This window comes from Nocardia sputorum, from assembly GCF_027924405.1.
Taxonomy (GTDB): Bacteria; Actinomycetota; Actinomycetes; order Mycobacteriales; family Mycobacteriaceae; genus Nocardia; species Nocardia sputorum.
On sequence record NZ_AP026978.1, the window covers coordinates 2,333,144 to 2,354,995 of the forward strand.

Genomic DNA, 21,852 nt, shown 5'->3' on the forward strand with positions numbered 1-21,852 from the left:
CCCGAATTGACATCATGTGATGTTGACAGCATCTGATGTCACCAATACATTGCGAAGACGCCGATCGATCACGAGGGGTGCGAGATGGGTTCTGCCGTATATGCCGACCAGACACACGCCATCAACGCGCGGGCCGTGGAATTCGATTTCGCCACGGTGCCGATGCACTACATCCCCGGCGAGCCGATGGCCACCCACATCATCAACGTGATGCACCTGGTGCTGCCCGAGGGTGAGCGCGCGATGGCGCAGGCCCTGGCCGAGGCGCTCCCCCTGATCGACGACGAGCGGTTACGCGAGGAGGTCCGCGGCTTCATCGGCCAGGAATCCATGCATGCCAGTTCACACGAGAAGGCTCGCGAGCAGTTGGAGCGGCTCGGCCTGGAGGTCGGCCCCATGGTCGACCGTGTCACCTGGCTTGTCGACCGGATCCTCGGCGACCACGGACTCACCGGCCGGGCCAAACGCGAGTGGCTGTGCGAGCGGCTGGCGTTGTTCGCCGGCATGGAGCACTACACCGCGGTCATCGGCGAGTGGCTGCTGACCAACGACAAGCTCGAAGCCAAGGGCATGCATCCCGCGATGCTCGACCTGATCCGCTGGCACGGCGCCGAGGAGGTCGAGCATCGCAGCGTCGTCTACGACGCCTACATGCACGTCGACGGCGGATACGCGCGCAAGGCGCGCCAAGCGCTGGTGGCGAGCGCGGGACTGCTGGTCCTGTTCGTCATCTCCGGCGGTTACCTCTTCCACAAGGACCCGTCGAAGCACAAAGGCCGATTCTGGCCGCTGCAACTGGCCGGCGCGTCGGTGCGCGGTGTGGTGCCCAGCTTCACGACGTTCTTCACCGAGATCCCGCGATACCTGCGGCCGGGCTTCCATCCCTCGCAACTGGGCCCGATGGACAACGCGCTGCGTTACCTCGCGCAGTCGCCCGCGGCACGGGCGGCGGGCGCGTGACCGCCGTCGGGGAACGGTTCCAGCCCGGCGGCGCGCTGCGGCTGATCGGCTCGGCGGCCGACGCCTACAAACGCCTGTTCGCCGCGAGCGACGCCGCCCCATTGCTCTCGCGGCCCAGTCCGGTCCGTCGCACCGGCTACGAATTCGAGGTCACGGTCGATCGGATCGGCTACGAGGCCGACGATGTGCTGAGCTTGTGGCTGCGCCACCCGGATGGCGGTCCGCTACCCGCGTGGACGCCGGGCGCGCACCTGGACGTCGTCCTGCCCTCCGGTCGGCAGCGGCAGTACTCGCTCACCAACGACCCCGCCGACCGCGGGTTCTACCGCATCGCGGTGCGCCTCATCGCCGACGGCGAGGGCGGCTCCGTGGAGATCCACCGGGACCTGCGGGTCGGTGACCGGCTGGTCGTGCGCGGTCCGCGCAACGCCTTCCCGTTCGTCGAGGCGCCGTGCTACCTGTTCGTCGCGGGTGGCATCGGCATCACCCCGATCCTGCCGATGGTCGCCGCGGCCGAGCGCGCGGGCGTGCCCTGGCGGTTGATGTACCTGGGCCGGGCCAGATCGCGCATGCCGTTCCTGTACGACCTGGCCCGCTACACCGGTGGCGACGTCGTGGTTCGCCCCGACGACGAGTTCGGCGTACCCGACGCGCGGATGATCTTCGAGCAGACCCCGCCCGGCGCCGCGGTATACGTTTGCGGGCCGCCGCCGCTGGCCGAGGCCGCGCGTGCGGTGCTCGCCCTGCACGATCCGACGGCCTCGCTGCACACCGAGCGCTTCTCGCCGCTGCCGGTGCGAGACGGGGAACCGTTCCGGATCCGTTTGCATCGCAGCGGTTTCGACGTGGAGGTCGCCGCCGACGAGTCCGCGCTCAGCGCGATCCGCCGGGTGCTGCCCGGCGTCGCCTACTCCTGTCAGCAGGGCTTCTGCGGTACCTGTAAGACGCGGGTGCTCGCGGGGGCGGTGGAACACCGCGACCGGTCGCTGCTCGAGTCCGAGCGCGCGGAGGCGATGTTGACCTGCGTCTCCCGGGCGCGCGACGGCGAGCTCGAACTGGATCTGTGAACTCGGCGGGCAACGGCGCCCGCGGGTGGGAGGAAGACATGGCAGTGGCTGCGAACCCGGAACATGTCCCGATCGCGGTGATCGGGGCCGGGATTGCCGGGATCGGCCTGGCGGTCGCGCTGCGCGAAGCGGGCATCGAGGATTTCGTGCTTCTCGAGCGGGCGGACGATCTCGGCGGCACCTGGCGGGCGAACACTTATCCGGGGTGCGCCTGCGACGTGCCCTCGCACCTGTATTCGTACTCCTTCGCGCCCAACCCGAACTGGTCGCGCACCTACGGCACGCAGCCGGAGATCCTCGCCTACCTCCGGTCGGTCGCGACGCGCCACGACGTGGTGCGGCACATGCGATTCGGCGTCGAACTGCACGAGGCGCGCTGGGACGACGCGGCCACGCTGTGGCGGCTGCGCACCGGCCGTGGTGACCTGACCGCGGATGTGCTGGTCTCCGCCGTGGGCCCGTTCAGCGAGGCTCGGATTCCGCGGCTGCCGGGTGCGGAGACCTTCGAGGGGACGCAATTCCATTCGCTGCACTGGGAGCACGAGCACGATCTCACCGGCGAGCGCGTCGCGGTGATCGGCACGGGCGCCTCCGCCGTGCAGTTCATCCCCGAGATCCAGCCGATCGTGGGCGCGCTGACCGTATTTCAGCGTTCGGCGCCGTGGATCGTGTCGCGGCTGGATCGGCCCACGCTGCCCGCGGAGCGCGCGCTGCTGCGCCGGGTGCCCGCGCTCGGCAAGGCCATCCGTGGCCTGTACTACACCGGCATCGAAGGGTTCGGCCTGGTCGGCTTCGTGGACAAGCGATTCCGGCATCCGTACGAGGCGCTGGGCAGATTGCAGCTGCTGCGCCAGGTCCGTGATCCGGAGCTGCGCCGCAAACTCACCCCGGATTACGTGATCGGCTGCAAGCGGGCGATCTTCTCCGACGCCTACTATCCGGCGCTGACCCGACCGAACGTCGAGGTGGTGACCGCCGGCATCCGGGAAATCCGCGCCCGCTCGATCGTCACGGCCGACGGTGCGGAGCATCCCGTGGACACGATCATCTGGGGCACCGGATTCGGCGTTCCGCCTGCCGTTTTCGACCGCGTGTACGGGATCGGCGGCCGGTCGATCGGCGACGTGTACCGGCAGCGGCCGAGCAGTTACCTCGGCGCGGCCATGGCGGGCTTCCCGAACTTCTTCTGCACCCTGGGGCCGTTCGGAGCGGCGGGCAATCAGTCCGCCATCTATATGATCGAGGCGCAGGTGCGCTATATCGTCGATGCCGTGACCACCATGCGTGCGCAGAACATCCAGCGGATCGATGTGCGCGAGGAGGCGCAGCGAGCCTTCCTCGACGAGGTGACCGAACGCAGCCGCGACACCGCCTGGCTGACCGGCGGGTGCCGCAGCTATTACCAGACCGCCGACGGCGGCAACGCGGGTCTGTACCCGAACTGGAGTTTCGAATACCGCCGTCGGACAAGCCGTTTCGACCCGGAGTCCTACCGGCTGCGGGCCGGGTGAGCGCCGTGGTCGCCGACCTGCTGCGGCAGTTGCTGTCCCCGCCTGCCGAGAGCCACCTGGACGTCCGTGACCGCGTGGTCGTGATCACCGGCGCGGGCACCGGCATCGGCCGGGCGCTGGCCGAGAAACTCTACGCCTCCGGCGCTTCGGTGGCGCTCATCGACATCGACGAGGCCGCCGCCGCGGCCGTCGGACGCTCGATGGGGGAGCGTGCGCTGGTGGTGCGCGCGGACGTCTCCGATCGAATCGGCATGCGCGAAGCCATCTCCCGCGTGCGCGAACGTTTCGGGCGGATCGATGTCGTCGTGGCCAATGCGGGCGTGGTGCCCGAGCCCGCGACCATCCGGACGATGAACCCCGGGGACTTCGACCGGGTCATCGGCATCAACGTGACCGGCGTGTTCAACACCGTGCACCCGGCGCTGGACGACATCGTCGCCGCGAAAGGGCACGTCGTCGTGGTCTCCTCCGCGGCGGCGTTCGCGCCGGGCATGGCCGGTTCGCCGTACATGGTGAGCAAGGCCGCCGTCGAGCAATTCGGGCGGGCGTTGCGGGTGGAGCTGGCCGCGGTCGGCGCGACCGCGGGCGTGGCGTACTTCGGCATCGTCGACACCGCGATGACCCACGGCACACTCGACGAGGACGAGCTGGGCGCCGACCTGGGCGCGTTGCTGCCCTGGCCGCTCAACCTGCGCATCACCGTGCGCGACGCGGCGGAGTCCATCGCCGACGGCATCGCCCGCCGCGCGGCGCGCACCATCGCGCCGCCGCAATGGGAGCCCTACGCGTTGTTCCGCGGCGTCGTCAACGTGGTGCTGGACAGCAGGCTCGCGCGGGACCCGCGCGTGCACGACCTGATCCACCGGGTCGAACAGCGGGTCCGCGACAGGCATCCCGGCACGCCCGTACCGCGCTGACGCGCGCGGCCCGGCTCACGGCTCGGCGGGAAAGATCGTGGGCAGCGTCAACGCGTACTCCACGTCCACCCTCGTGCCGAGCGTCGTGAGCAGCACCCGGATCATGGTCAGACGTGCCGCGGCGACGGTGTCCGCGTCCGGTTCGGCTCCGGGGGCGGTGCCCGCGGAGATCCGGTAGACCACGTACTCGCACAGGTGCAGCGCGGCGTCCAGGTCGAGCGGGCTCGGCACCGGGCGGCCCAGTTCGGCGAACGTCTCGCGCACCAGGTCGCGAATGTCGTCGAGCGCCCGCTCCCGGTAGGCCGACACCGGCGAGCCCGGATCGTGCAGCTCGGCGAACAGCGGCCGCAGCATGGGGCCGTGCCCGCGCGCCCAGTCCAGGTACGCATCGATCAGCCGGATGCCCAGCTCGACCGGTTCGTCGGTGCCGGTCAGCGCCGCGCGGATGCCGCCGACCAGCCCGTCGTTCGAGCTGTCGAGCACGGCCAGCAGCGGTTCGTTCGCGTTGGCGAAGTAGCGGTAGAAGGTCGGCCGGGCCAAGCCCGCCTGCTCGATGATCTGCGCGACGCTCAGCCCGCGGGAACCGGTGCGGGTGAACACTTCCGCGGTCGCGAGCACGATCCGGGCGCGAACCTCCTCGGCCTGTTCCTGCGTCTGTGGCGGTCTGCCGCGCCGCGCGGCCGTCGGCTCAGCCTGCATAGTGCCGCCTCACAACACGGCCCCCGGGGGATCTGTGCGCCACGACGAACAGCTTGACACGAGCGGTGACATAGACATTAATCTAACACCACTGTTCATTTAATTGGGCGCGCGCGGCGCGGCCATCGTCCTCGAGAGGGCCGACCATGACGACCGCCTCCCCACCGGCCACCGCCGACGCGCTGCCCTCGTCGCTGGTGCAGTCGTTGCTCGCGCACGCCGTCGCGGGCGGCGCCCCCGCGGTCGAGGTGTTCGCGCCGGCGACCGGTGCGAAGATCGTCGACCTGCCGCAGTCCTCCACCGACGACATCGAGACCGCGTTCGCCACCGCCCGCGAGGCGCAGCGCCGATGGGCGGAGCGTCCGGTGCGGGAGCGGGTCGCGGTGCTGCGCCGCTTCCACGACATCGTGCTGGCCGAGCAGGACACCATCCTCGACATCGTGCAGACCGAGACCGGCAAGGCCCGCGCGCACGCCTTCGACGAGGTCGGCGACGTGGCCGTGAACGCCAGGTACTACGCCTCGGTGGCCGGCCGGCTGCTGGCCACGCGCAAGCCGCGCGGGGTGCTCCCCGTGCTCACCCAGGTCGATGTGCGGCACCGGCCCAAGGGCGTGGTCGCGGTCATCTCGCCGTGGAACTACCCGCTGGCCCTGGCCGCCTCCGACGCGCTGCCCGCCCTTGTCGCGGGCAACGCGGTGGTGGCGCGCCCGGACAACCAGACCGCGCTCACCGCGTTGTGGGCGATCGACGCCGCCGTGCGCGCCGGATTGCCGCGCGGGCTGTGGCAGGCGGTGCTCGGCCGCGGCTCGGTGATCGGCGGCGAGGTGATCGCCCGCGCCGACTACGTCGACTACACCGGTTCCAGCGCGACCGGGCGGACCATCGCCCAGCAGGCGGGGGAGCGGCTGATCGGCTACTCGCTCGAGCTGGGCGGCAAGAACCCGCTGCTGGTGCTGGCCGACGCCGACGTCTCGCGCGCCGCCAAGATCGCCATCCGCGCCTGCTTCGCCTCGGCCGGGCAGCTGTGCGAGTCGATGGAGCGGATCTACGTGCACGACAGCGTCTACGACCGCTTCGTCGCCGAATTCGTCGGGCACGTCGAGGCCATCCGGCTCGGCGGCGGGCTGGACTACGACAGCGACATGGGGTCGCTGACCTTCCGGCGTCAGCTGGACACGGTGGTCGCGCACGTGAACGACGCGGTCGCCAAGGGCGCGAAGGTCCTGGCGGGCGGTCGCGCGCGTCCGGACCTCGGACCGTACTTCTACGAACCCACCGTGCTGGCCGGGGTACGGCCGGGCATGACGGTGCACCGCGAGGAGACCTTCGGCCCTGTCGTCTCGATCTACCGCGTGAGCAGCGACGACGAAGCCGTCGAGCAGGCCAACGACACCGCCTACGGCTTGAACGCCAGCGTCTGGACCAAGGACACCGCCCGCGGCCGCGCGGTGGCGGCGCGGATCCACGCGGGCTCGGTGAACGTCAACGAGGGCTTCATCGCCGCCTGGGGCAGCGCCGACGCGCCGTCCGGCGGGCTCGGCATCTCCGGCACCGGACGCAGGCACGGTCCCGAAGGCCTGCTCAAGTACATCGACACCCAGACCATCGCGGTGCAGCGGCTCTTGCCGATCGCGCCGCTGCCCGGCATGTCCGAAGCGCTCTGGGCCAAGACGATGACGCTGTACTTCGGCGTCATGAAAGCGCTCCGGCAGAAGTAACTCGCACGACTCACGGATCAGGAAGCGGTACGGATGAAACTGGACACGGTGGCGGGCAAGAGGGTCCTGGTCACGGGGGCCGCGATGGGCTTGGGCAAGCTGTTCGCCGAGCGCGCGGTGCGCGAAGGCGCCGCGGCGGTGGTGCTGTGGGACATCAACGAGGCCGTGCTGAAGGAGACCGCCGCCGAGCTGGCCGGCCGGGGCAGCGCCGTGCACCACCACGTGGTCGACGTGGCCTCGCCCGAGGCGATCACCGAGGCGGCGGCGAGCGTGCGCGAGCAGGTCGGCGGCATCGACATCCTGGTCAACAACGCGGGCATCGTGCGCGGCAACAGCTACTTCTGGGAGACGGGGGACCGCGCCGACATCGACAAGACGATGGCGATCAACTCGCTCGCCCCGATGTACGTCACGCTGGAGTTCCTGCCCGCGATGGTCGCCGGGGCCACCGAGGCGCGGGTGCTCACCATCGCGTCGTCGGCGGGCTTGGTGTCCAACCCGCGCATGAGCGTCTACGCCGCGTCGAAGTGGGCGGCGCTGGGCTGGTCGGACTCGGTGCGCATCGAACTGGAGCAGGCCGGCCACGAGCACGTGAAGGTCACCACGGTCTGCCCGACCTACATCAATACCGGGATGTTCGAGGGCGCCAAGGGATTCCTGTTCACCCCGATCCTGGAACAGGACAAGGTGGTCGACACTTCGTGGCGCGAGATGAAGAACGGCACCCCGCTGGTGGTGCTGCCGTGGACCTCGCGTCTGAACAAGGCGATCTCCGGCCTGCTGCCGATCAAGTTGCGTGACCTGTTCCTCGACACGGTCGGCGTCTACCACTCGATGGACCAGTTCACCGGCCGTAAGAAGTAGAGCGGCATCCGGCCCCTACGAGCGCGCCGGTCACGCGGTGCGCTGTCGTCAGCGTGGGCGGGTGCCGATGACCACGGTCGCGTAGTGCTCGTCGGATGCCGCGACCCGGCCCGCGAGACCGTGCTCCGCCAGGACGGCGAGCGCGATCGGGGCCTGGTCCTCACCGGCCTCGACGAGAAGATGTCCCTCCGCGGACAGCCACTCGGCCGCTTCGGCCGCGACCCGCCGGAAGACGTCCAAGCCGTCGGGGCCGCCGTCGAGAGCGGTGCGCGGTTCGTGGTCGCGGGCCTCCGGCGGCATCCGCGCGATCATCTCCGAGGGCACGTAGGGGGTGTTGCAGAGCAAGATGTCGATGCAGCCGCGCAATTCCGCGGGCAAGGGATGGAAGAGATCCCCTTGGTAGACCGGCGCGCCGAGCGGGGTGAGGTTGCGACGGGCGCACTCCACCGCGATCGGATCGATGTCGGCGGCCGCCAGCGTGACCGCACGACCTTCGTCGGCGACGGTTCGCGCCGTCGCCAGGCCGAGCGCGCCGGAGCCGCAACACAGGTCGACCACCACCGGATGCCCGGTGCGCTCGCGGATCAACTCGACCGCCTGGTCGACGAGGAACGCGGTGCGCTGCCGCGGCACGAAGACGCCGGGGGTCACCGCGACCCGCAGCCCGTGGAACTCCGCCCAGCCGAGCAGGTGTTCCAGCGGGCTACCGGCGACGCGTTGGGCGACGAGCGCATCGAGGGCCGTGCCGGTCTCCGCGGCGGCGGCTGCCAGCAGCCGCGCCTCGTCCTCGGCGAACACGCAGCCCGCCGCCCGCAGCAGGGCCACCACATCGGTACTCGCGGGTGGGGTCACCCGGCCATCCTGCCGTGCGCACGACGGATGCCGCCAACGAATTTCCCCGAGGCCCGGGACCGGCGTCGCCGGGCCGGTCCCGGCGGAGTCAGCGCGCCGTGCTCAGCTGGAAAGTGCGAGTGGCGTCGAGATAGATGCCGCGCTGGCCCGCTCGGCCGGGCGGCGGTAGTTGCGCGACCAGTTGCTCGAGCGAGGTCGTCGCGCCGACGACCCTGGTGCCCGCGACGATGAAATCGGCGACGGCACGGCGGATGTGGTTGGGGGAGGTGACCACGATCGCGCTCGTCGCACCGACATCGCGCAGCAGCCCGGTGCTGAACAGGGCATTCTGCACGGTCGAGCCCGCGCGGCTCTCCACGTGGATGCGCGTGGGCGGCACGGCGTGCGCCACCAGCCAGTCCCGCATGGCCTCGGCCTCGGTGATCCCGTTCTGCGGATTCCCGCCGGTGACGACGATCGGCGACAGCGGCGCGGCGATCGACTGCAACCAGGCCGCGGTGAGCCGGTTCACCAGTTCGGGGCGCAACGCTCCGTCGGGGAGCAAGCCGTAGCCGAGCACGACGATGCCGGTCTGCGGCCCGGCCAGCGCGGGCAGCGGGTTCGGCAGGGTGCCCACCGCCGCGCGGATGGCCCCGAGCACGTTGTCGGTGCCCTGCGCCAGGCCCGGATCGACCACGTGCAGCCGTGCCATGGCGTCCACCAGCGCGGGCAGGTCACCGGCGTAGTCGGACCAGATCGCCTGCAGGGCCAGCGCTTCGGCGTCCGCGGGGTCTGCTCCGATCAGATTGCGCAGATCGGCGCGGCCTGCGGCGTCGTCGCCGTTGGCGAAGTGGCGCTGGGCGGAGTTATACAGTGCGTCCGTTTCCGGCGCGGCGTGCGCGGGGACGCCGGCCAGTCCGGTGAACGAGAACGCGGCGAACGACGCCGCGACGAGAAGTTTCCAATGCCTCGAGATCATCACTACAGTCGTCACCTTTCCGCTGTGGAACGGGTTGGCACGTGCTAGCAGTTAGCTGGGGCAAGCAGGGATCACGATACGGCCGATTTCCCCGGCCACCCGGCAATTCGCGAACGGGTTGCTTTACCTGTGCGCGATTCGAGACGGGCTGGAGCCGGGTGCCCGCGGCCGCGCCCGTTAGGCTGTGTCAACGTGGATACCGTTTCGCTGTCCGGCAAGGAACTCGCCGCCGCCATCAACGCCGACACCAAGGCCCGCGCCGCCGCGCTCACCGACGGCGGCACCGCTCCGCGCCTTGCCTTGGTCGTGGCGAACGACGACCCGGCGAGCGCCTGGTATGTGAACTCGCTGCGCAAAGCGGCCGAACGGCTCGGCATCGCTTGCGACACGGTCGATCTCGGCCCTGAAGCGAGCGTGGCGGAGATTCGCGACGAGCTCACCGCGCGCGGCGCGGATCCGGCGACCGACGCGATCATGCTGCAGACGCCCCTCCCGGCGGGCGTCACGCTCGACGACGTGAGTTCGGCGATCGTCGCGTCGAAGGACGTGGACGGCGTCAGCCCGTTGTCGCTCGGCCTGCTGGCAGCCGGGCTGGACGGTTTCGTCCCCGCCACCTCCGAGGCGGTGGTGGAACTGCTCGAACATCACGAGATCCCGCTGGCCGGCCGCCACGTCGCGGTCGTCGGCCGCTCGAACGTCGTCGGGAAGCCGCTCGCCCAGCTGCTGCTGGCGAAGGACGCGACCGTGACGGTGTGCCATTCCCGCACGGCCGACCTCGCCGCCGTCACCGCCACCGCGGACATCGTCGTCGCCGCGGCGGGCCGCATCGGCCTGATCTCCGGCAAGCACGTCCGGGAGGGCGCGGTGGTCATCGACGTCGGCACCAACGAGGCCCCCGACGGCAAGATCGTCGGCGATGTCGAGGCGGAGTCGGTGCGCGGCAAGGCCGCCGGACTCAGCCCGGTCCCCGGCGGCGTGGGCCCGGTCACCACGGCCCTGCTCATGCGCCACGTCGTCACCGCCGCCGAATCCGACTGATCGGGCGCTCTTCGCGGCTGTCCGCGAAGAGCCGCCTCACCCGCGGGCGATGGCGCTGATGAGCGTGCGGCTGCCGTCCTTGGTGGTGGTGACGATCTGCGGGTTGTAGGTGACCGGATTCTGCCCGGGCCGATGTTCGGTGACCACCACGAGGTACTGGCCCGCGAACGCGCCGGGACTGATCGCCACGCAATGGGTGGTGCCCGCGGGGATGCTGTCGATGCCGCGCTGGATGGCGTCGGCGGCCTGGACGGCGGCATCCGCGGTGGTGGTGGCACGGACGTGCTCGCCGGACCGGTCCACGTAGTAGGCGTACTGGAAGGCGAAGATCACCGCCGGGCCGGAATCGAAACCGCCCGCGCCATTGCCCTGGATCCGGTTGCCGACCCGTTCGGCCGGGCACTGCGCGACCGGTGCCGCGGGGGCGGTGGCCGCAGCGGACGGGGCCGGTGCGGCGGCCTGCTGGTCGGAGCCGACCCCGAACTGCATGAAGGCCGCGAAGCCCAGCGCGACGACGCCGAGCGTACCCAGCACGGGTACCGCCCACCGCCGCCTCGCGCGCGGCGCGGGGGAGCGGTCGATCAGTCCCGCGAATCGGTCCTCGTACTCGTCCGGATCGGACTGCGGCGTGTGCATGGTTTCGGCGGTGGCTGGTGCCTCGGCGGGCTGCCGGTCCACCCACGTTGCCCACTCACCGCGGTACTCCGCACCGGCAGGTGCCTGAGCCGGGCCCCCGGCGCCGTACGGATTCCCCCGGTCATAGCCGGGTCGTGCGCTCATCTCCGGTCCGTCCATCGCCCCACCCTTCGTCAGGTCCCCGTCAGATTAACCGCATCGCCACGACGCCGGAACGCCCGGCCGCGTGCGCAATTGAGCCGTACCGCGGCGTGTAGTGCGCCGGCCGATGCGTCGATCCGGCGCACGTGTGACTCGCCGCTCCGGCACGCTCCGGCTCGCGGCATCCGCCGATCGGGACCAAGCTACCCGGGGCAGTGCCGACCGGTCGAGCGCGGACAAGGTTCCGAGAAGTGTTCTCAGCCAACGTGCCACGCCGATCTCGGCGGTCCGATCGCTCGGATACCGTCGGCCCGCCTCACTGGAGGAGCGGCAGCCATTCGTGCTCGGGATAGTGGTCGGACAGGTAGTTACGCACCGCCGCGCGCTGGCCGGCGTTCAATTCCGGCCAGGTTCGCTCCAGGTCGACGCGGTCTTTCGGCCTGCCCTGCTTGGCCTTGAAGATCAGGACGAGCTCCGGGTTGAGGTAGCGGATGCCGTCGCCGGCGATCCAGGTCACCTCGTCGAGCGGCGCGGCCATGGTGGGATCGCGCCGGTTGACCCATTGTCCGTGCCGATCGGGATTCAGCAGGAGATCGATCAGCCAAGGGGAGCGGGCATCGGCTCGCAGCCAGACGCCATCGGCACTTTCGGGCAAATCGGGCAAGCGGTCGTCGACGGGGCGGATGCCGTCCGAGCCCGCCGCCCAGATATGCAGGCGGCCGCGCGCCGCGGCGCGCAGAGCGGGCAGATCGCTGCGGAACATCGACGCGTCGACATCACTGTGCTCGCGCCGGGTTCCGGTCCAGGCGTCGATCGCCCAGCCACCGGCGATCCACCACGGAGCGTCGATGTCGCCGAGGATCTCGGCGACATCGACGGGCGTGACCAAAGCCCAAGCGCCCCAAAGGTCCTGGAACTCAACCGCTTCCGCGTCACGCGGCGGCGGGATCGGGAACTCGCGCAACGATGGCCCCTCCCCTCGAGTACGTCTGCCGACACTACCCGCGGGAGGGCGCCGCTCACCAGTGCGTGACGACCGGGTCGCCGATGCCGATCGTGTGATAGACCCATTCGGCGTCGTCGGGGGCGAGGTTGATGCAGCCGTGGCTGACATTCGCATAACCCTGCTGGTCCACCGACCACGGGGCGGAATGAATGAAAACGCCTCCCCACGTGAGCCGTTCGGCGAACTCGCCGTTGATGACGTAGCCCTCGGGTGAGCTCAGCGGAATGCCGATGGTGCGGGAGTCGAACACGACGGAACGGAACTTCTCGAGCACCGGATAGGTGCCGGTCGGCGTCTCGTATCCCGGCTTGCCCATCGAGGCGGGCATCGTCCGGACGACGGTGCCGCCTACGGTCAGCGTGAACGTGTGCGCCGACATGTTCGCCTCGCCGAACACGCCTGCGTTGGTGCGGAATTCCGTGCGCGTGCTACCGACCGACACGAGGATGGTGGCGTCGGCGGGCAGGAACCCGGACGGCGTCCACACCGCTTCGCGGTCGTCGGTCCACGCGAATGTGCCCGGCAACGGGCGGGTCGTTCTGATGTCGATGGATTGTTCCGTCTGGGCGCGATCCGTGACAGGTGCGGTGAAACGAATGGTCACGGGATGAGCCACGCCCACCACCTGGCCGTTCGACGGTCCGATCGACGCCACCCGAGGCGTCGATGGCTTTCCGATCATCGTCGCTGCCGCCGCGCCCGACCCGAACGCGGCCAGTGCCGCGATCACGGTCGCGAGGAACAGGTACCGAATGGCGCTCCTCATGGCGTCCACCCCTTCGAAATGGTGTGGTAGGCAAGGAACAGTTTAGGTCCCCATGATCAACTCGGCCACACGAAGCGAACCGGTCCGCGGTCCGGTTGTGATCGGGGACGCGCGCCCACCAGAGACCGCATACCCGGGCGGATGCGGACGAAACGGGGGCGCTCCACTCGGGCTCGCCGCCGGTGGAGCCGGACAATCCGGTCAGCGCGCGGCATCGGTGGGCAGCGGTTGCGGTGCGGCCGCCTTACGCGCGTCGAATGCCGCTCGGGCGGCCACGATTCGGTCCTGGTTCTCGACAGCCCACACGCCCATGGCGTGGGTGATCGCGCCGATGCTCGCGCCCATTTCGGTGAGCGAGTACTCCACTCGTGGCGGCACCGTGGGGTAGACCGCGCGGCGCACCATACCCTCGCGCTCCAGGTCGCGCAGTGTGCGGGTGAGCATCTTCTGTGTGATGCCGTCCAGGCGGCGGCGCAACTCGTTGAAGCGGATCGGCCGGTCGTGGTCACGTAGCACGGCGAGTACCAGCATCACCCACTTGTCGGCGAGGACGGTCAGTACTTCTCGTGCGGGGCAGTGGTGGAGGTAGTTCTCTACCAGGCCGTCGGCCGCGGGCGGTGCGCAGGCAGTATCCATCGGGAACCTCGGTATCAAGAAGGTGCCTTCTTTCCGAAAGATACCATCGCTGGTCAGAATCGGTGCATGCGCGCAATCACGCAATACACGTTCGGTGGCCCGGAAGTACTCCAAGTGGCCGAGGTGGATCGGCCACGGCCCGGTCCCGGGGAGGTGCTGGTCCGGGTCGCCGCGACCAGCGTCAACGCCGCCGACTGGAAGGTACGCGCCGGGCTGCTCGGGAAGCTCGGCGATCCACCGCTGACGCTCGGGCTCGACGTGTCGGGCGTCGTGGCCGAACTCGGGCCCGGTGCCGACCGGTTCGCGGTGGGTGATCCGGTCTACGGCATGGTGTTCGGCGGCGCGAACGCGGAATACGTCGTGGCGCAAGCGCGGACGCTGGCGCCGAAGCCGGGGAACATCGACCTGGCGCATGCCGCGGCGCTGCCGACGGCCGCGCTGACCGCGTGGCAGGCGCTGGCCGCGCTCGGCGCCGGGCAGCGGGTGCTGGTGCACGCGGCCGCGGGCGGCGTCGGGCATCTGGCGGTGCAGATAGCCCGGCATCGCGGAGCGTACGTGATCGGCACGGCGCGCGCGGTCAACCACGAGTATCTGCGCGGGCTCGGGGCCGACGAGGTCATCGACTACACCGCAACGGATTTCGCCGCCGCGGTGCGCGACGTGGACATCGTGCTCGACCTGGTCGGCGGCGCGTACGGTTCGCGTTCGCTCGCGGTGTTGCGTCCCGACGGCCGGCTGATCGACACCCAGGGCTCGGACGCGGAGGCAGACCCCCGTTACGAGCGGTTCTACGTCGAGCCGTCCGGGACGTCACTGCGCGAGATCACCACGATGGTCGAGCGCGGTCTGCTGCGCGTGACGATCGATCGGATCCTGCCGCTCCCGGAAGCGGCGAAGGCGCACGAGCTCAGCGAAGCGGGGCGGGTGCGCGGCAAGATCGTGCTGGTCGCCTGGGATCCGCCCGCCTGAACGCGCCCAGCCGCGCTCGGCGCGGGCGTGGTCATCGCCGAACGGCGTGCACGACGTCGGCGTGCAGGGCGTCCGCTCGCGCGGTGAGCCCGTCGATCCGCAGCAGCACCGCGGCGAACCGGTCGCCCTCGGCGGCGGGCAGCGAGGCCACGTTGATCTCGATGTTGAGCTGCGAACTGGTCGCGGCGGCTCGGCAGGCGTCGGCGGCCGCGCCGATGTCGGTGACGACGTTCGGATTCCCGATCGGGAACAGCTCCGTGGCCAGCGAGAGCACCTCGTCCGCCTCGTCGACGACGGCGGCGGGCACGCGGGCGGCCTCGATCAGCGCGGCATTGATCGCCGCGGTGCGGGCGGCGAGCTCCTCCGGAGTGTCCTTGGGCAGCTTGTAGGCGGCGCCGACGGCCGTGAACGCGGCGGCGTCGGCGTCCGCGAGCGCGAGAGCGCGCTCGCGGGCCGCGTCGGCCGCCTCGATGATCCGATCGACCACCGGCCGGTTCTCGGCGTCCTTGGCGCGGGTGGTGTAACGCGCGACCATCGCGACGAGCGCGGCGGCCTGGGCGGCGTGCAGCGCGGCCACCGCACCGCCGCCCGGTGCGGGAATCTTGGCGGCCAGATCGCTCAGGTACTGCGCCAAGGCGGCCCCGCCGAAGGACGGCGCAGTTTCCGTGGACGACGAGCTGGGCTGCGACACGAGGAGGTTGCCTTTCGTTCATCGGCGAGGAGGACTACGAGTAGACGCTACCCCGTGGCGCCTGGCCGCGACCATGCCGTGCCGGGCGTTCCCCCGTGGCCGGTGCGCGGCCCGGGCGTACCCGCCGTTATGTTGAGTGCCATGCGGATCGGATTGAGCATCAACTACTCGGGGGGCTTCAAAGAGGCGGCGGCCGAAGTCGCCGACCTCGAGCGGGCGGGCCTGGACATCGTGTTCGTGCCCGAGGCGTACTCGTTCGACGCGGTGAGCGCGCTCGGTTACCTGGCCGCCAAGACCACGCGCCTGCAGCTGGCCTCCGGCATCCTGCAGCTCTACACGCGCACCCCGAGCCTGACCGCCATGACCGCGGCGGGCCTGGACTTCGTCTCCGACGGACGCTATGTGCTCGGGCTGGGTGCGTCGGGTCCGCAGGTGATCGAGGGCTTCCACGGCGTGCCCTACGACGCGCCGATCGGCCGCACCCGGGAACTGGTGGAGATCTGCCGGAAGGTCTGGCGGCGTGAGCGCCTGGAATACCAGGGCAAGTACTACCAGATCCCGCTGCCCGCCGGGCAGGGCACCGGCCTGGGCAAGCCGCTCAAGCTGATCAACCACCCGGTGCGCGAGCGGATCCCGGTGTTGCTGGCCGCGCTCGGCCCGAAGAACGTGGAACTGGCCGCCGAGATCGCGGAGGGCTGGCAGCCGATCTTCTTCCTGCCCGAGAAGGCGAAGGACGTGTGGGCGGACTCGCTCACCGCCGGGCTCGCCAAGCGTGACCCCGCCCTCGGCGACCTGGACGTGTACGCGGGCCCGGCCCTGGCCATCGGAGACCACGTCGAACCGCTGCTGGAGTTCGTGAAGCCGCACCTGGCGTTGTACATCGGCGGCATGGGCGCCAAAGGCAAGAACTTCTACCACACCCTGGCCACGAAGTACGGCTACGGCGCCGAGGCCGATCGCATTCAGGAGCTGTACCTGGCGGGTGAGAAGGAGGCCGCGACGAAGGCGGTGCCGGACCAGCTCGTCCGGGACATCTCCCTGGTCGGCCCGGCCGGCTACGTCAAGGAGCGGATCGCGGCCTTCCGGGAGGCGGGCGTCACCGTGCTGAACGTGGTGCCGATGGCGGCGACCGCCGCCGAGCGCGTCAAGCTGATCGAACAGCTGCGCGAACTGGTGTGAGAAAAGGCGCTGCCGCCGTCGACGGGTGCGACGGCGGCAGCGGCACGGGTCATCTCTGGCGCAGCGCCGCCAGCGCGGCGTCCAGCGTCGAATGCAGCGCGAACACCTGATCCAGGCTGGTCATCTTCAGCTGCCTGCTGGTTGCCGGGCCCTCGGCCACGACGGCGATCGCGGTGGTCGAGCCCGCGCGCTGGTGGGCCGCCACGAGCGTCGCCATGCCCGCCGAGGCGAGGAAGCTGACCGAGGTGAGGTCGATGATCAGCGCCGCGGGTTTGCCGCTGAGGATGGCATCGATCGCGTTCTCCAGCGCAGGGGCGGTCGCCAGATCGACCTCGCCGGCCACCGTCAGCACCGTCGCGCCGTCGTGCGCCGCGACCGTGGTGGTCATCGTGTCCGCGAGGGGATACGCGTCTCCGGAAGTATTGGTCACCCCACCACCCCACACAAATAGCAGAGAATCCGCAACCTCGTAGTGTTCACAGACTCGAACAATACCTCCGGGACGTGAACCGAGCGGAGGTCGCGCAGGCGCCCGTGCCCTCCGTAGCCGGGGTTACGCCTGCCGACCGGCGGAAATCTGGTCCGGGTGGCTCGTGTCAGCAATCTGTTAGGAAACTTCTGTGGCAGGGTGTTCGGCTGTGCGGACAATCCTGATCACGGGGGCGACATCGGGTATCGGTCTCCAATCGGCTCGGCAGCTGGCGGCGCAGGGCAATCGGCTCGTCCTGGTCGGGCGGAATCCGCGGAAGCTCGCCGAGGCGGCGGAGCTGGTGCGGTGCGCGGGGGCGGCGGGCGTCGACACCCTGGAGTGTGATTTCGCGTCGCAGGCGTCGGTCCGGCAGCTGGCGAAGCAGGTGCTGGCCGGGTACGACCGGTTGGACGTGCTGGCCAACAACGCGGGCGGCTACCACGAGACCCGGACGGAGACCGTGGACGGAATCGAGAGCACGTTCGCGGTCAACCATCTCGGTGGTTTCCTGCTCACCGAACTGCTGACGGATTTGATGGTGCGCAGCGCCCCGTCGCGCATCGTGTTCACCTCGTCGGTCATGCAGTTCGGCGCCACCATGGATCTCACCGATGTGGGCTTCCGGCAGGGATATTCGGGAGAGAAGGCGTACAGCCGCTCCAAACTGGCGAATGTCCTCTACGCCCGGGCGCTGGCACGGCGTCTGGCAGGAACTGGAGTAACGGTCAACGCCTTCCATCCAGGCGCCGTGGCGACCGGGATCTGGGACTCCATGCCGTGGTTCGGTCAACCCTTCGTAGCGCTCGCCAAGCGGCTGTTCATGATCTCCGCCGCCGAGGGCGGCCGGGCGCTGACCTACCTGGCCACGGATCCCGAAGTCGCCACGGTCAGCGGCTGCTACTTCCAGAAGAACCGCGTCAAGACACCGTCGCGTCTGGCGCAGGACGACGCACTCGGACAGCAGCTGTGTGAGGTCAGCGCGAGCCTGGTCGGGCTGACGGGGTAGGGCGCACGCACGACCCGCGACAACGTAGTCGCGGCGCACCACACGACCATCGTCGCCGTCTGAAGCGGAAAGCAGGGGACCATGCTTCGTACTCGTTTCGAGTCGATCGGCGCGTACACGCCGACGACCGTCCGCTCCACCGAAGATCTGATCGCCGCGCTGTCCGTGCCGAGGACGCTGGATCTGGAGCGCATCACCGGTATCCGGAATCGGCGGGTGTACGACTCGGATCCGGATCGGTACGAATCATCGTTCGAGCTGGCGTTGCGCGCGATCGAGGACTGTCTGCGGCATTCCGGCTACCGGGCCGACGAGCTGGACGTCGTCATCTCGGCCTCGATCACGCGCACCCGCGGCGCGGGAATCTTCTGTTACGCACCGTCTTTCGCGCTCATGCTGGGCAATGCGATCGGCACGAAGGCGGCACGGCACTTCGACGTCTCGAACGCCTGCGCCGGGATGATCACCGGCGTGCTGGTGCTCGACCGCATGATCAAGGCCGGTGCCGTGCGCAACGGCATGGTGGTGAGCGGGGAGCAGATCACGCCGATCGCCGAGACAGCGCTGCGCGAGATCAGCGAGCCCTACGATCCGCAGTTCGCGGCGCTGACGGTGGGGGACGCGGCGGTCGCGGTCGTGCTCGACGACCGCGGCGACGACAACGACGAACTGCACTACGTCGAGCTGATGACCTCGGCCGACGGCGCCGAGCACTGCCTCGGCATGCCCAGCGACCGCACCGGCGGGATCGCGATGTACACCGACAACCGAGCCATGCAGAACGAAGCCCGCTACCGGCAGGGCATCAACCGCATGGCCGACTTCCTCGCCGAGACCGGGCGCACCTGGGAGAGCGAGAAATACGACTACTGGATCCACCACCAATTCAGCGCGCCCGCCATCGAATACATCTCGGACCTGACCGAACGGCATTTCGGCACGCCGATGCCGCAAGCGCTCAACGTCCTGCGCGACTACGGCAATACCGCCTCGACCTCCCACTTCCTGGTCCTGCACGAGCATCTCGCCCAACAGAAGATCCCGCGCGGATCGAAGATCCTCATGATCCCGGCGGCGTCCGGCATCGTCTCGGGGTATTTGGCCGCGACCATCTCGCGTCTGGAGGCATGAGCATGGCGACGACGATCGTCGCGGCCGCGGCGAACCGCGACCTCGATACCGGCAGCTATCTCGAACTGGCCACGCGGGCGGCGCGGACCTGCGTCGAGCGCGCGGAGGTCGGCCTCGACGAGATCGGGATGCTGGTCAACGCGGGCGTCTTCCGGGACAGCAACATCTCCGAGCCGGCGGTGGCCGCGCTCCTGCAGAAGCGGATCGGGCTCGGGCTGTCCTACGCGCCCGGGCGCACCCCGGTCTTCTCCTTCGACCTGATGCACGGCGCCTCCGGTCTGCTGCACGCCATCGCGACCGCCGACGCTGTCCTCGCCACCGGCATGGTGAAGTACGCGTTGCTCGTCGCGGGCGACACCCACCCGTCGACCGAGCGCGACGTCGCCGATTTCCCGTACAGCGCCAGTGGCGCCGCCCTGTTGCTCGCGACCGCGCCCGCAGGTGGATTCGGGCGGCTGCACACCCGCGACACCACCGGCCCGGCCGATCCGATCGCCTGGGTTGCGCTGGACGAAGCAGGGGCCGACGGACGCAACGCCATGTGCGTCCGCACCGGGGCGGAGGACCGGGTGGATGCGGCGGCCGCGGTAGTGCGTGCCTGCTTGGCCGAGGAGGGGCTGGACGGCGGTCACTTCGCGGCGGGGCAGGCTCTGCTGCTTGTGCCGGACGCGGCAGCCGGATTCCGCGTCCGTTTGGCGGGCGCGCTGTCCCTCCCGGAGTGGTCGGTCGTGGGTTTCGACGCCTCCGTGGGAGATCCGTACACCGCGGGTCCGGTGCACGCCTACCTGCACGCACTGGATGGGGGCTTCGATCCCGATACCACCATGGTCTTCCTGACCGTGGACGAGGCTTCGGCAGCATGTATCGCCTACAAACCGCGGCCTGCGCCGCACAAGGAATGCCTGGCCGCGGATACCGGGACAGCGGCGAGTTCCGGCGCCGAGCCGGATGCGCTCGTCCGACGGTAAGCGGGCTCACGACTCCTCGAGGTGCGGCAGCGGTGCGATCGTCGCACCGGCCGACAGCAGTCGCTGTGCCAGCGCGCGACTGCGTGGCCCGAGTTCCGGAGGTTCGAGTATCTCGAAGGCGTGCCCCAGCAGCGCCATGTGCATGAGCACGAAGTCGAGGCTGTCGGCGGCGCCGCTGAGGACCTCGCATCGGTCGCCGCCGCGCGGCCGTACGACGGCGGCCGAGGCCGGGATCTGCGCGCGCACCGTGTCGGCGGAGGCGTGCACCAGAAAGCGGGCCCGGTTCGGATAGACCCGGCTCGCCACACCCTCCTGCACGTACGCCGCCGCCTCGGGCGCCGCGCGCGGGCGGAAGCGCCACGTCCGTGCCGACACGTCGGTCATCCGGTCGACGCGGAAGCTGCGCCAATCGTCGCGATCGAGGTCGAAGGCCAGCAGATACCAGCGCCGGTCGGAGGCGACCAGACGGTACGGCTCGACCCGCCGTGGTCGCACCGTGCTCCCGGCGGGGTAGCCGAAACCGGCCTCGACCTCGTCGCGGCAGGCTCGGGCCAGCGTCATCAGGACATCGGGATCGACCGGCGTGCGTTCTGCGCCGAAGGACTCCACCGAGCCGGAGAGGGCGTGTACTTCGTGCCGCAATCGGGTGGGCAGTACCCGGTCCAGCTTGGCCAGCGCCCGGAGTGCGGCGTCGCCTGCGCCCGCGACCGCGCCACCCGCGCCCACCAGCAGCGAGACCGCGGTGACGATCGCCTCCTCGTCGTCGAGCAGCAGGGGCGGCAGGTCCTGCCCGGGGCCGAGGCGGTAGCCGCCGCCGACGCCTTGGCAGGCGTGCACCGGATAACCGAGCGCGCGCAGGCGCTCGACATCGCGGCGTACCGTGCGCGCGGTGACCCCGAGCCGTTCGGCGAGTTCCGGACCGGTCCAGACCTGGCGCTGCTGGAGCAGCCCGAGCAAGGTGAGCACCCGTTCCGTGGTGCCCCGCTCCTCGCCGCTCGCCGCGCTCATGTCGCCAGCCTGCCAGAAATAGCGGACCGATTCTGTCCGCTGGGTGTGCCAGGGTGACGGGCATGGACACAGACCAGCTCGACTGGAACAGGACGCTGCGCGAGCAGTGGGAGGCGCACTGGAACCATCAGCTGCGCGACCGGCTCCGCGGCCTCACCGACGACGAGTACTTCTGGGAGCCGGTGCCGGACACCTGGAGCGTGCGGCCGCGCGGCAGCTCGACGGCGCAGATGCAGGCCGGTTCGGGGGACTTCACGATCGATTACGCCTTCCCTACGCCGGTGCCCGCGCCGTTCACCACGATCGCCTGGCGGCTCGGTCACGTCATCGTCGGCGTGCTGGCCGCGCGCAACGCGGCCCACTTCGGCGCGCCCGCCGCGTCGTACGAGACCTGGGAATACGCCGGTGATGCGGCCACCGCGCTGGACCAGCTCGACGGGCAGCTCGACGCCTGGCTGGCCGGAGTGCGCGGTCTCGGCGAGGACGGACTCCACGTCCCGATCGGACCGAAGGAGCCCTTTCCCGAGGCGCCGATGGCCGATCTGGTGCTGCACATCCACCGTGAGCTGATCCACCACCTGTCCGAGGTGTGTCTGCTGCGCGATCTCTACCTGCACACCAGGCGGCAGCGGTAGACCCCTTTCCGGGCTACTCGGATCGCA

23 protein-coding genes are annotated in these 21,852 nt (G+C 70.1%); 13 read left to right on the top strand and 10 right to left on the bottom strand.

Annotated features, from left to right (window positions below; translation table 11 throughout):
- Positions 1-84: 84 nt before the first annotated feature.
- Genes QMG86_RS10820 through QMG86_RS10835 form a run of 4 tightly spaced genes read left to right on the top strand, consistent with a single transcriptional unit; the run spans position 85 to position 4,455 of the window.
- Complete coding sequence (locus tag QMG86_RS10820; protein WP_281879253.1) at positions 85-960, top strand: metal-dependent hydrolase; 876 nt, start codon at positions 85-87, stop codon at positions 958-960.
- On the top strand, positions 957-2,027 hold the full coding sequence (locus tag QMG86_RS10825; RefSeq protein ID WP_434086170.1) for a PDR/VanB family oxidoreductase: 1,071 nt from the start codon (positions 957-959) through the stop codon (positions 2,025-2,027). The genes QMG86_RS10820 and QMG86_RS10825 overlap by 4 nt, the downstream gene beginning before the upstream one ends.
- A 38-nt stretch (positions 2,028-2,065) precedes the next feature.
- Positions 2,066-3,538, top strand: a complete 1,473-nt coding sequence (locus QMG86_RS10830) for a flavin-containing monooxygenase (protein ID WP_281879255.1) — start codon at positions 2,066-2,068, stop codon at positions 3,536-3,538.
- A gap of 5 nt (positions 3,539-3,543) precedes the next feature.
- Complete coding sequence (locus QMG86_RS10835; RefSeq protein WP_281880906.1) at positions 3,544-4,455, top strand: short-chain dehydrogenase/reductase; 912 nt, start codon at positions 3,544-3,546, stop codon at positions 4,453-4,455.
- 15 nt (positions 4,456-4,470) lie between these two features.
- Here the strand turns inward: QMG86_RS10835 and QMG86_RS10840 are convergent, their stop codons facing one another.
- Positions 4,471-5,154, bottom strand: coding sequence for a TetR/AcrR family transcriptional regulator (locus tag QMG86_RS10840; RefSeq protein ID WP_195083414.1), 684 nt, complete (start codon positions 5,152-5,154; stop codon positions 4,471-4,473).
- Between the two features lie 146 nt (positions 5,155-5,300).
- Between QMG86_RS10840 and QMG86_RS10845 the strand changes: the two genes are divergently transcribed.
- Entirely contained in the window at positions 5,301-6,872 is a 1,572-nt protein-coding gene (locus QMG86_RS10845) for a succinic semialdehyde dehydrogenase (RefSeq protein WP_281879258.1), read from the top strand.
- A gap of 33 nt (positions 6,873-6,905) precedes the next feature.
- The gene (locus QMG86_RS10850; RefSeq protein ID WP_281879259.1) at positions 6,906-7,736 is read left to right on the top strand and encodes an SDR family NAD(P)-dependent oxidoreductase; all 831 of its coding nucleotides are present in this window, start codon (positions 6,906-6,908) and stop codon (positions 7,734-7,736) included.
- A gap of 48 nt (positions 7,737-7,784) precedes the next feature.
- Here QMG86_RS10850 and QMG86_RS10855 read toward each other — a convergent pair whose 3' ends face one another.
- Positions 7,785-8,588, bottom strand: coding sequence for a putative protein N(5)-glutamine methyltransferase (locus QMG86_RS10855; protein ID WP_281879261.1), 804 nt, complete (start codon positions 8,586-8,588; stop codon positions 7,785-7,787).
- Positions 8,589-8,676: 88 nt separating this feature from the next.
- Positions 8,677-9,546 (bottom strand): YdcF family protein, encoded by an 870-nt coding sequence (locus QMG86_RS10860; RefSeq protein WP_281879263.1) that lies wholly within the window; start codon positions 9,544-9,546, stop codon positions 8,677-8,679.
- A gap of 192 nt (positions 9,547-9,738) precedes the next feature.
- Between QMG86_RS10860 and QMG86_RS10865 the strand changes: the two genes are divergently transcribed.
- Positions 9,739-10,584: a bifunctional 5,10-methylenetetrahydrofolate dehydrogenase/5,10-methenyltetrahydrofolate cyclohydrolase gene (locus QMG86_RS10865; protein WP_159837456.1), complete on the top strand. Its 846-nt coding sequence runs from the start codon at positions 9,739-9,741 to the stop codon at positions 10,582-10,584.
- Positions 10,585-10,620: 36 nt separating this feature from the next.
- Here QMG86_RS10865 and QMG86_RS10870 read toward each other — a convergent pair whose 3' ends face one another.
- The 4 genes from QMG86_RS10870 to QMG86_RS10885 form a co-directional block, all read right to left on the bottom strand.
- Positions 10,621-11,364, bottom strand: coding sequence for a DUF8176 domain-containing protein (locus QMG86_RS10870; protein ID WP_281879266.1), 744 nt, complete (start codon positions 11,362-11,364; stop codon positions 10,621-10,623).
- Between the two features lie 313 nt (positions 11,365-11,677).
- Entirely contained in the window at positions 11,678-12,325 is a 648-nt protein-coding gene (locus QMG86_RS10875; RefSeq protein ID WP_281879268.1) for a nucleotidyltransferase domain-containing protein, read from the bottom strand.
- Positions 12,326-12,380: 55 nt separating this feature from the next.
- A complete protein-coding gene (locus QMG86_RS10880) occupies positions 12,381-13,133 on the bottom strand; it encodes a L,D-transpeptidase (RefSeq protein ID WP_281879269.1) in 753 nt (250 codons plus the stop codon).
- Between the two features lie 201 nt (positions 13,134-13,334).
- A complete protein-coding gene (locus QMG86_RS10885; RefSeq protein ID WP_281879271.1) occupies positions 13,335-13,769 on the bottom strand; it encodes a winged helix-turn-helix transcriptional regulator in 435 nt (144 codons plus the stop codon).
- Positions 13,770-13,835: 66 nt separating this feature from the next.
- Here QMG86_RS10885 and QMG86_RS10890 point away from each other — a divergent pair, with 66 nt between their 5' ends.
- Positions 13,836-14,738 (top strand): NADP-dependent oxidoreductase, encoded by a 903-nt coding sequence (locus tag QMG86_RS10890; RefSeq protein ID WP_281879273.1) that lies wholly within the window; start codon positions 13,836-13,838, stop codon positions 14,736-14,738.
- Between the two features lie 31 nt (positions 14,739-14,769).
- On the opposite strand, the gene QMG86_RS10895 is transcribed toward QMG86_RS10890, so the two are convergent.
- Entirely contained in the window at positions 14,770-15,429 is a 660-nt protein-coding gene (locus QMG86_RS10895; protein WP_281879275.1) for a cyclodeaminase/cyclohydrolase family protein, read from the bottom strand.
- Between the two features lie 141 nt (positions 15,430-15,570).
- Here QMG86_RS10895 and QMG86_RS10900 point away from each other — a divergent pair, with 141 nt between their 5' ends.
- Complete coding sequence (locus tag QMG86_RS10900; protein WP_281879278.1) at positions 15,571-16,608, top strand: LLM class F420-dependent oxidoreductase; 1,038 nt, start codon at positions 15,571-15,573, stop codon at positions 16,606-16,608.
- A 49-nt stretch (positions 16,609-16,657) separates the two neighbouring features.
- Here the strand turns inward: QMG86_RS10900 and QMG86_RS10905 are convergent, their stop codons facing one another.
- A complete protein-coding gene (locus tag QMG86_RS10905; RefSeq protein ID WP_063017971.1) occupies positions 16,658-16,996 on the bottom strand; it encodes an STAS domain-containing protein in 339 nt (112 codons plus the stop codon).
- A gap of 250 nt (positions 16,997-17,246) precedes the next feature.
- On the opposite strand from QMG86_RS10905, the gene QMG86_RS10910 reads away from it, so the two are divergent.
- From QMG86_RS10910 to QMG86_RS10920, 3 genes are all read left to right on the top strand, one after another.
- Entirely contained in the window at positions 17,247-18,083 is an 837-nt protein-coding gene (locus QMG86_RS10910) for an SDR family oxidoreductase (RefSeq protein ID WP_281879280.1), read from the top strand.
- An 81-nt stretch (positions 18,084-18,164) separates the two neighbouring features.
- Positions 18,165-19,214, top strand: a complete 1,050-nt coding sequence (locus tag QMG86_RS10915) for a 3-oxoacyl-ACP synthase III family protein (RefSeq protein ID WP_281879282.1) — start codon at positions 18,165-18,167, stop codon at positions 19,212-19,214.
- Positions 19,215-19,216: 2 nt separating this feature from the next.
- Positions 19,217-20,182: a beta-ketoacyl-[acyl-carrier-protein] synthase family protein gene (locus QMG86_RS10920; protein WP_281879284.1), complete on the top strand. Its 966-nt coding sequence runs from the start codon at positions 19,217-19,219 to the stop codon at positions 20,180-20,182.
- Positions 20,183-20,188: 6 nt separating this feature from the next.
- Here QMG86_RS10920 and QMG86_RS10925 read toward each other — a convergent pair whose 3' ends face one another.
- Positions 20,189-21,190 carry a helix-turn-helix transcriptional regulator gene (locus tag QMG86_RS10925; RefSeq protein ID WP_281879285.1) on the bottom strand — a complete coding sequence of 334 codons (1,002 nt, stop codon included), beginning with the start codon at positions 21,188-21,190 and terminating at the stop codon, positions 20,189-20,191.
- A gap of 62 nt (positions 21,191-21,252) precedes the next feature.
- Here QMG86_RS10925 and QMG86_RS10930 point away from each other — a divergent pair, with 62 nt between their 5' ends.
- Positions 21,253-21,825: a DinB family protein gene (locus QMG86_RS10930; RefSeq protein WP_281879287.1), complete on the top strand. Its 573-nt coding sequence runs from the start codon at positions 21,253-21,255 to the stop codon at positions 21,823-21,825.
- Positions 21,826-21,852 lie beyond the last annotated feature (27 nt).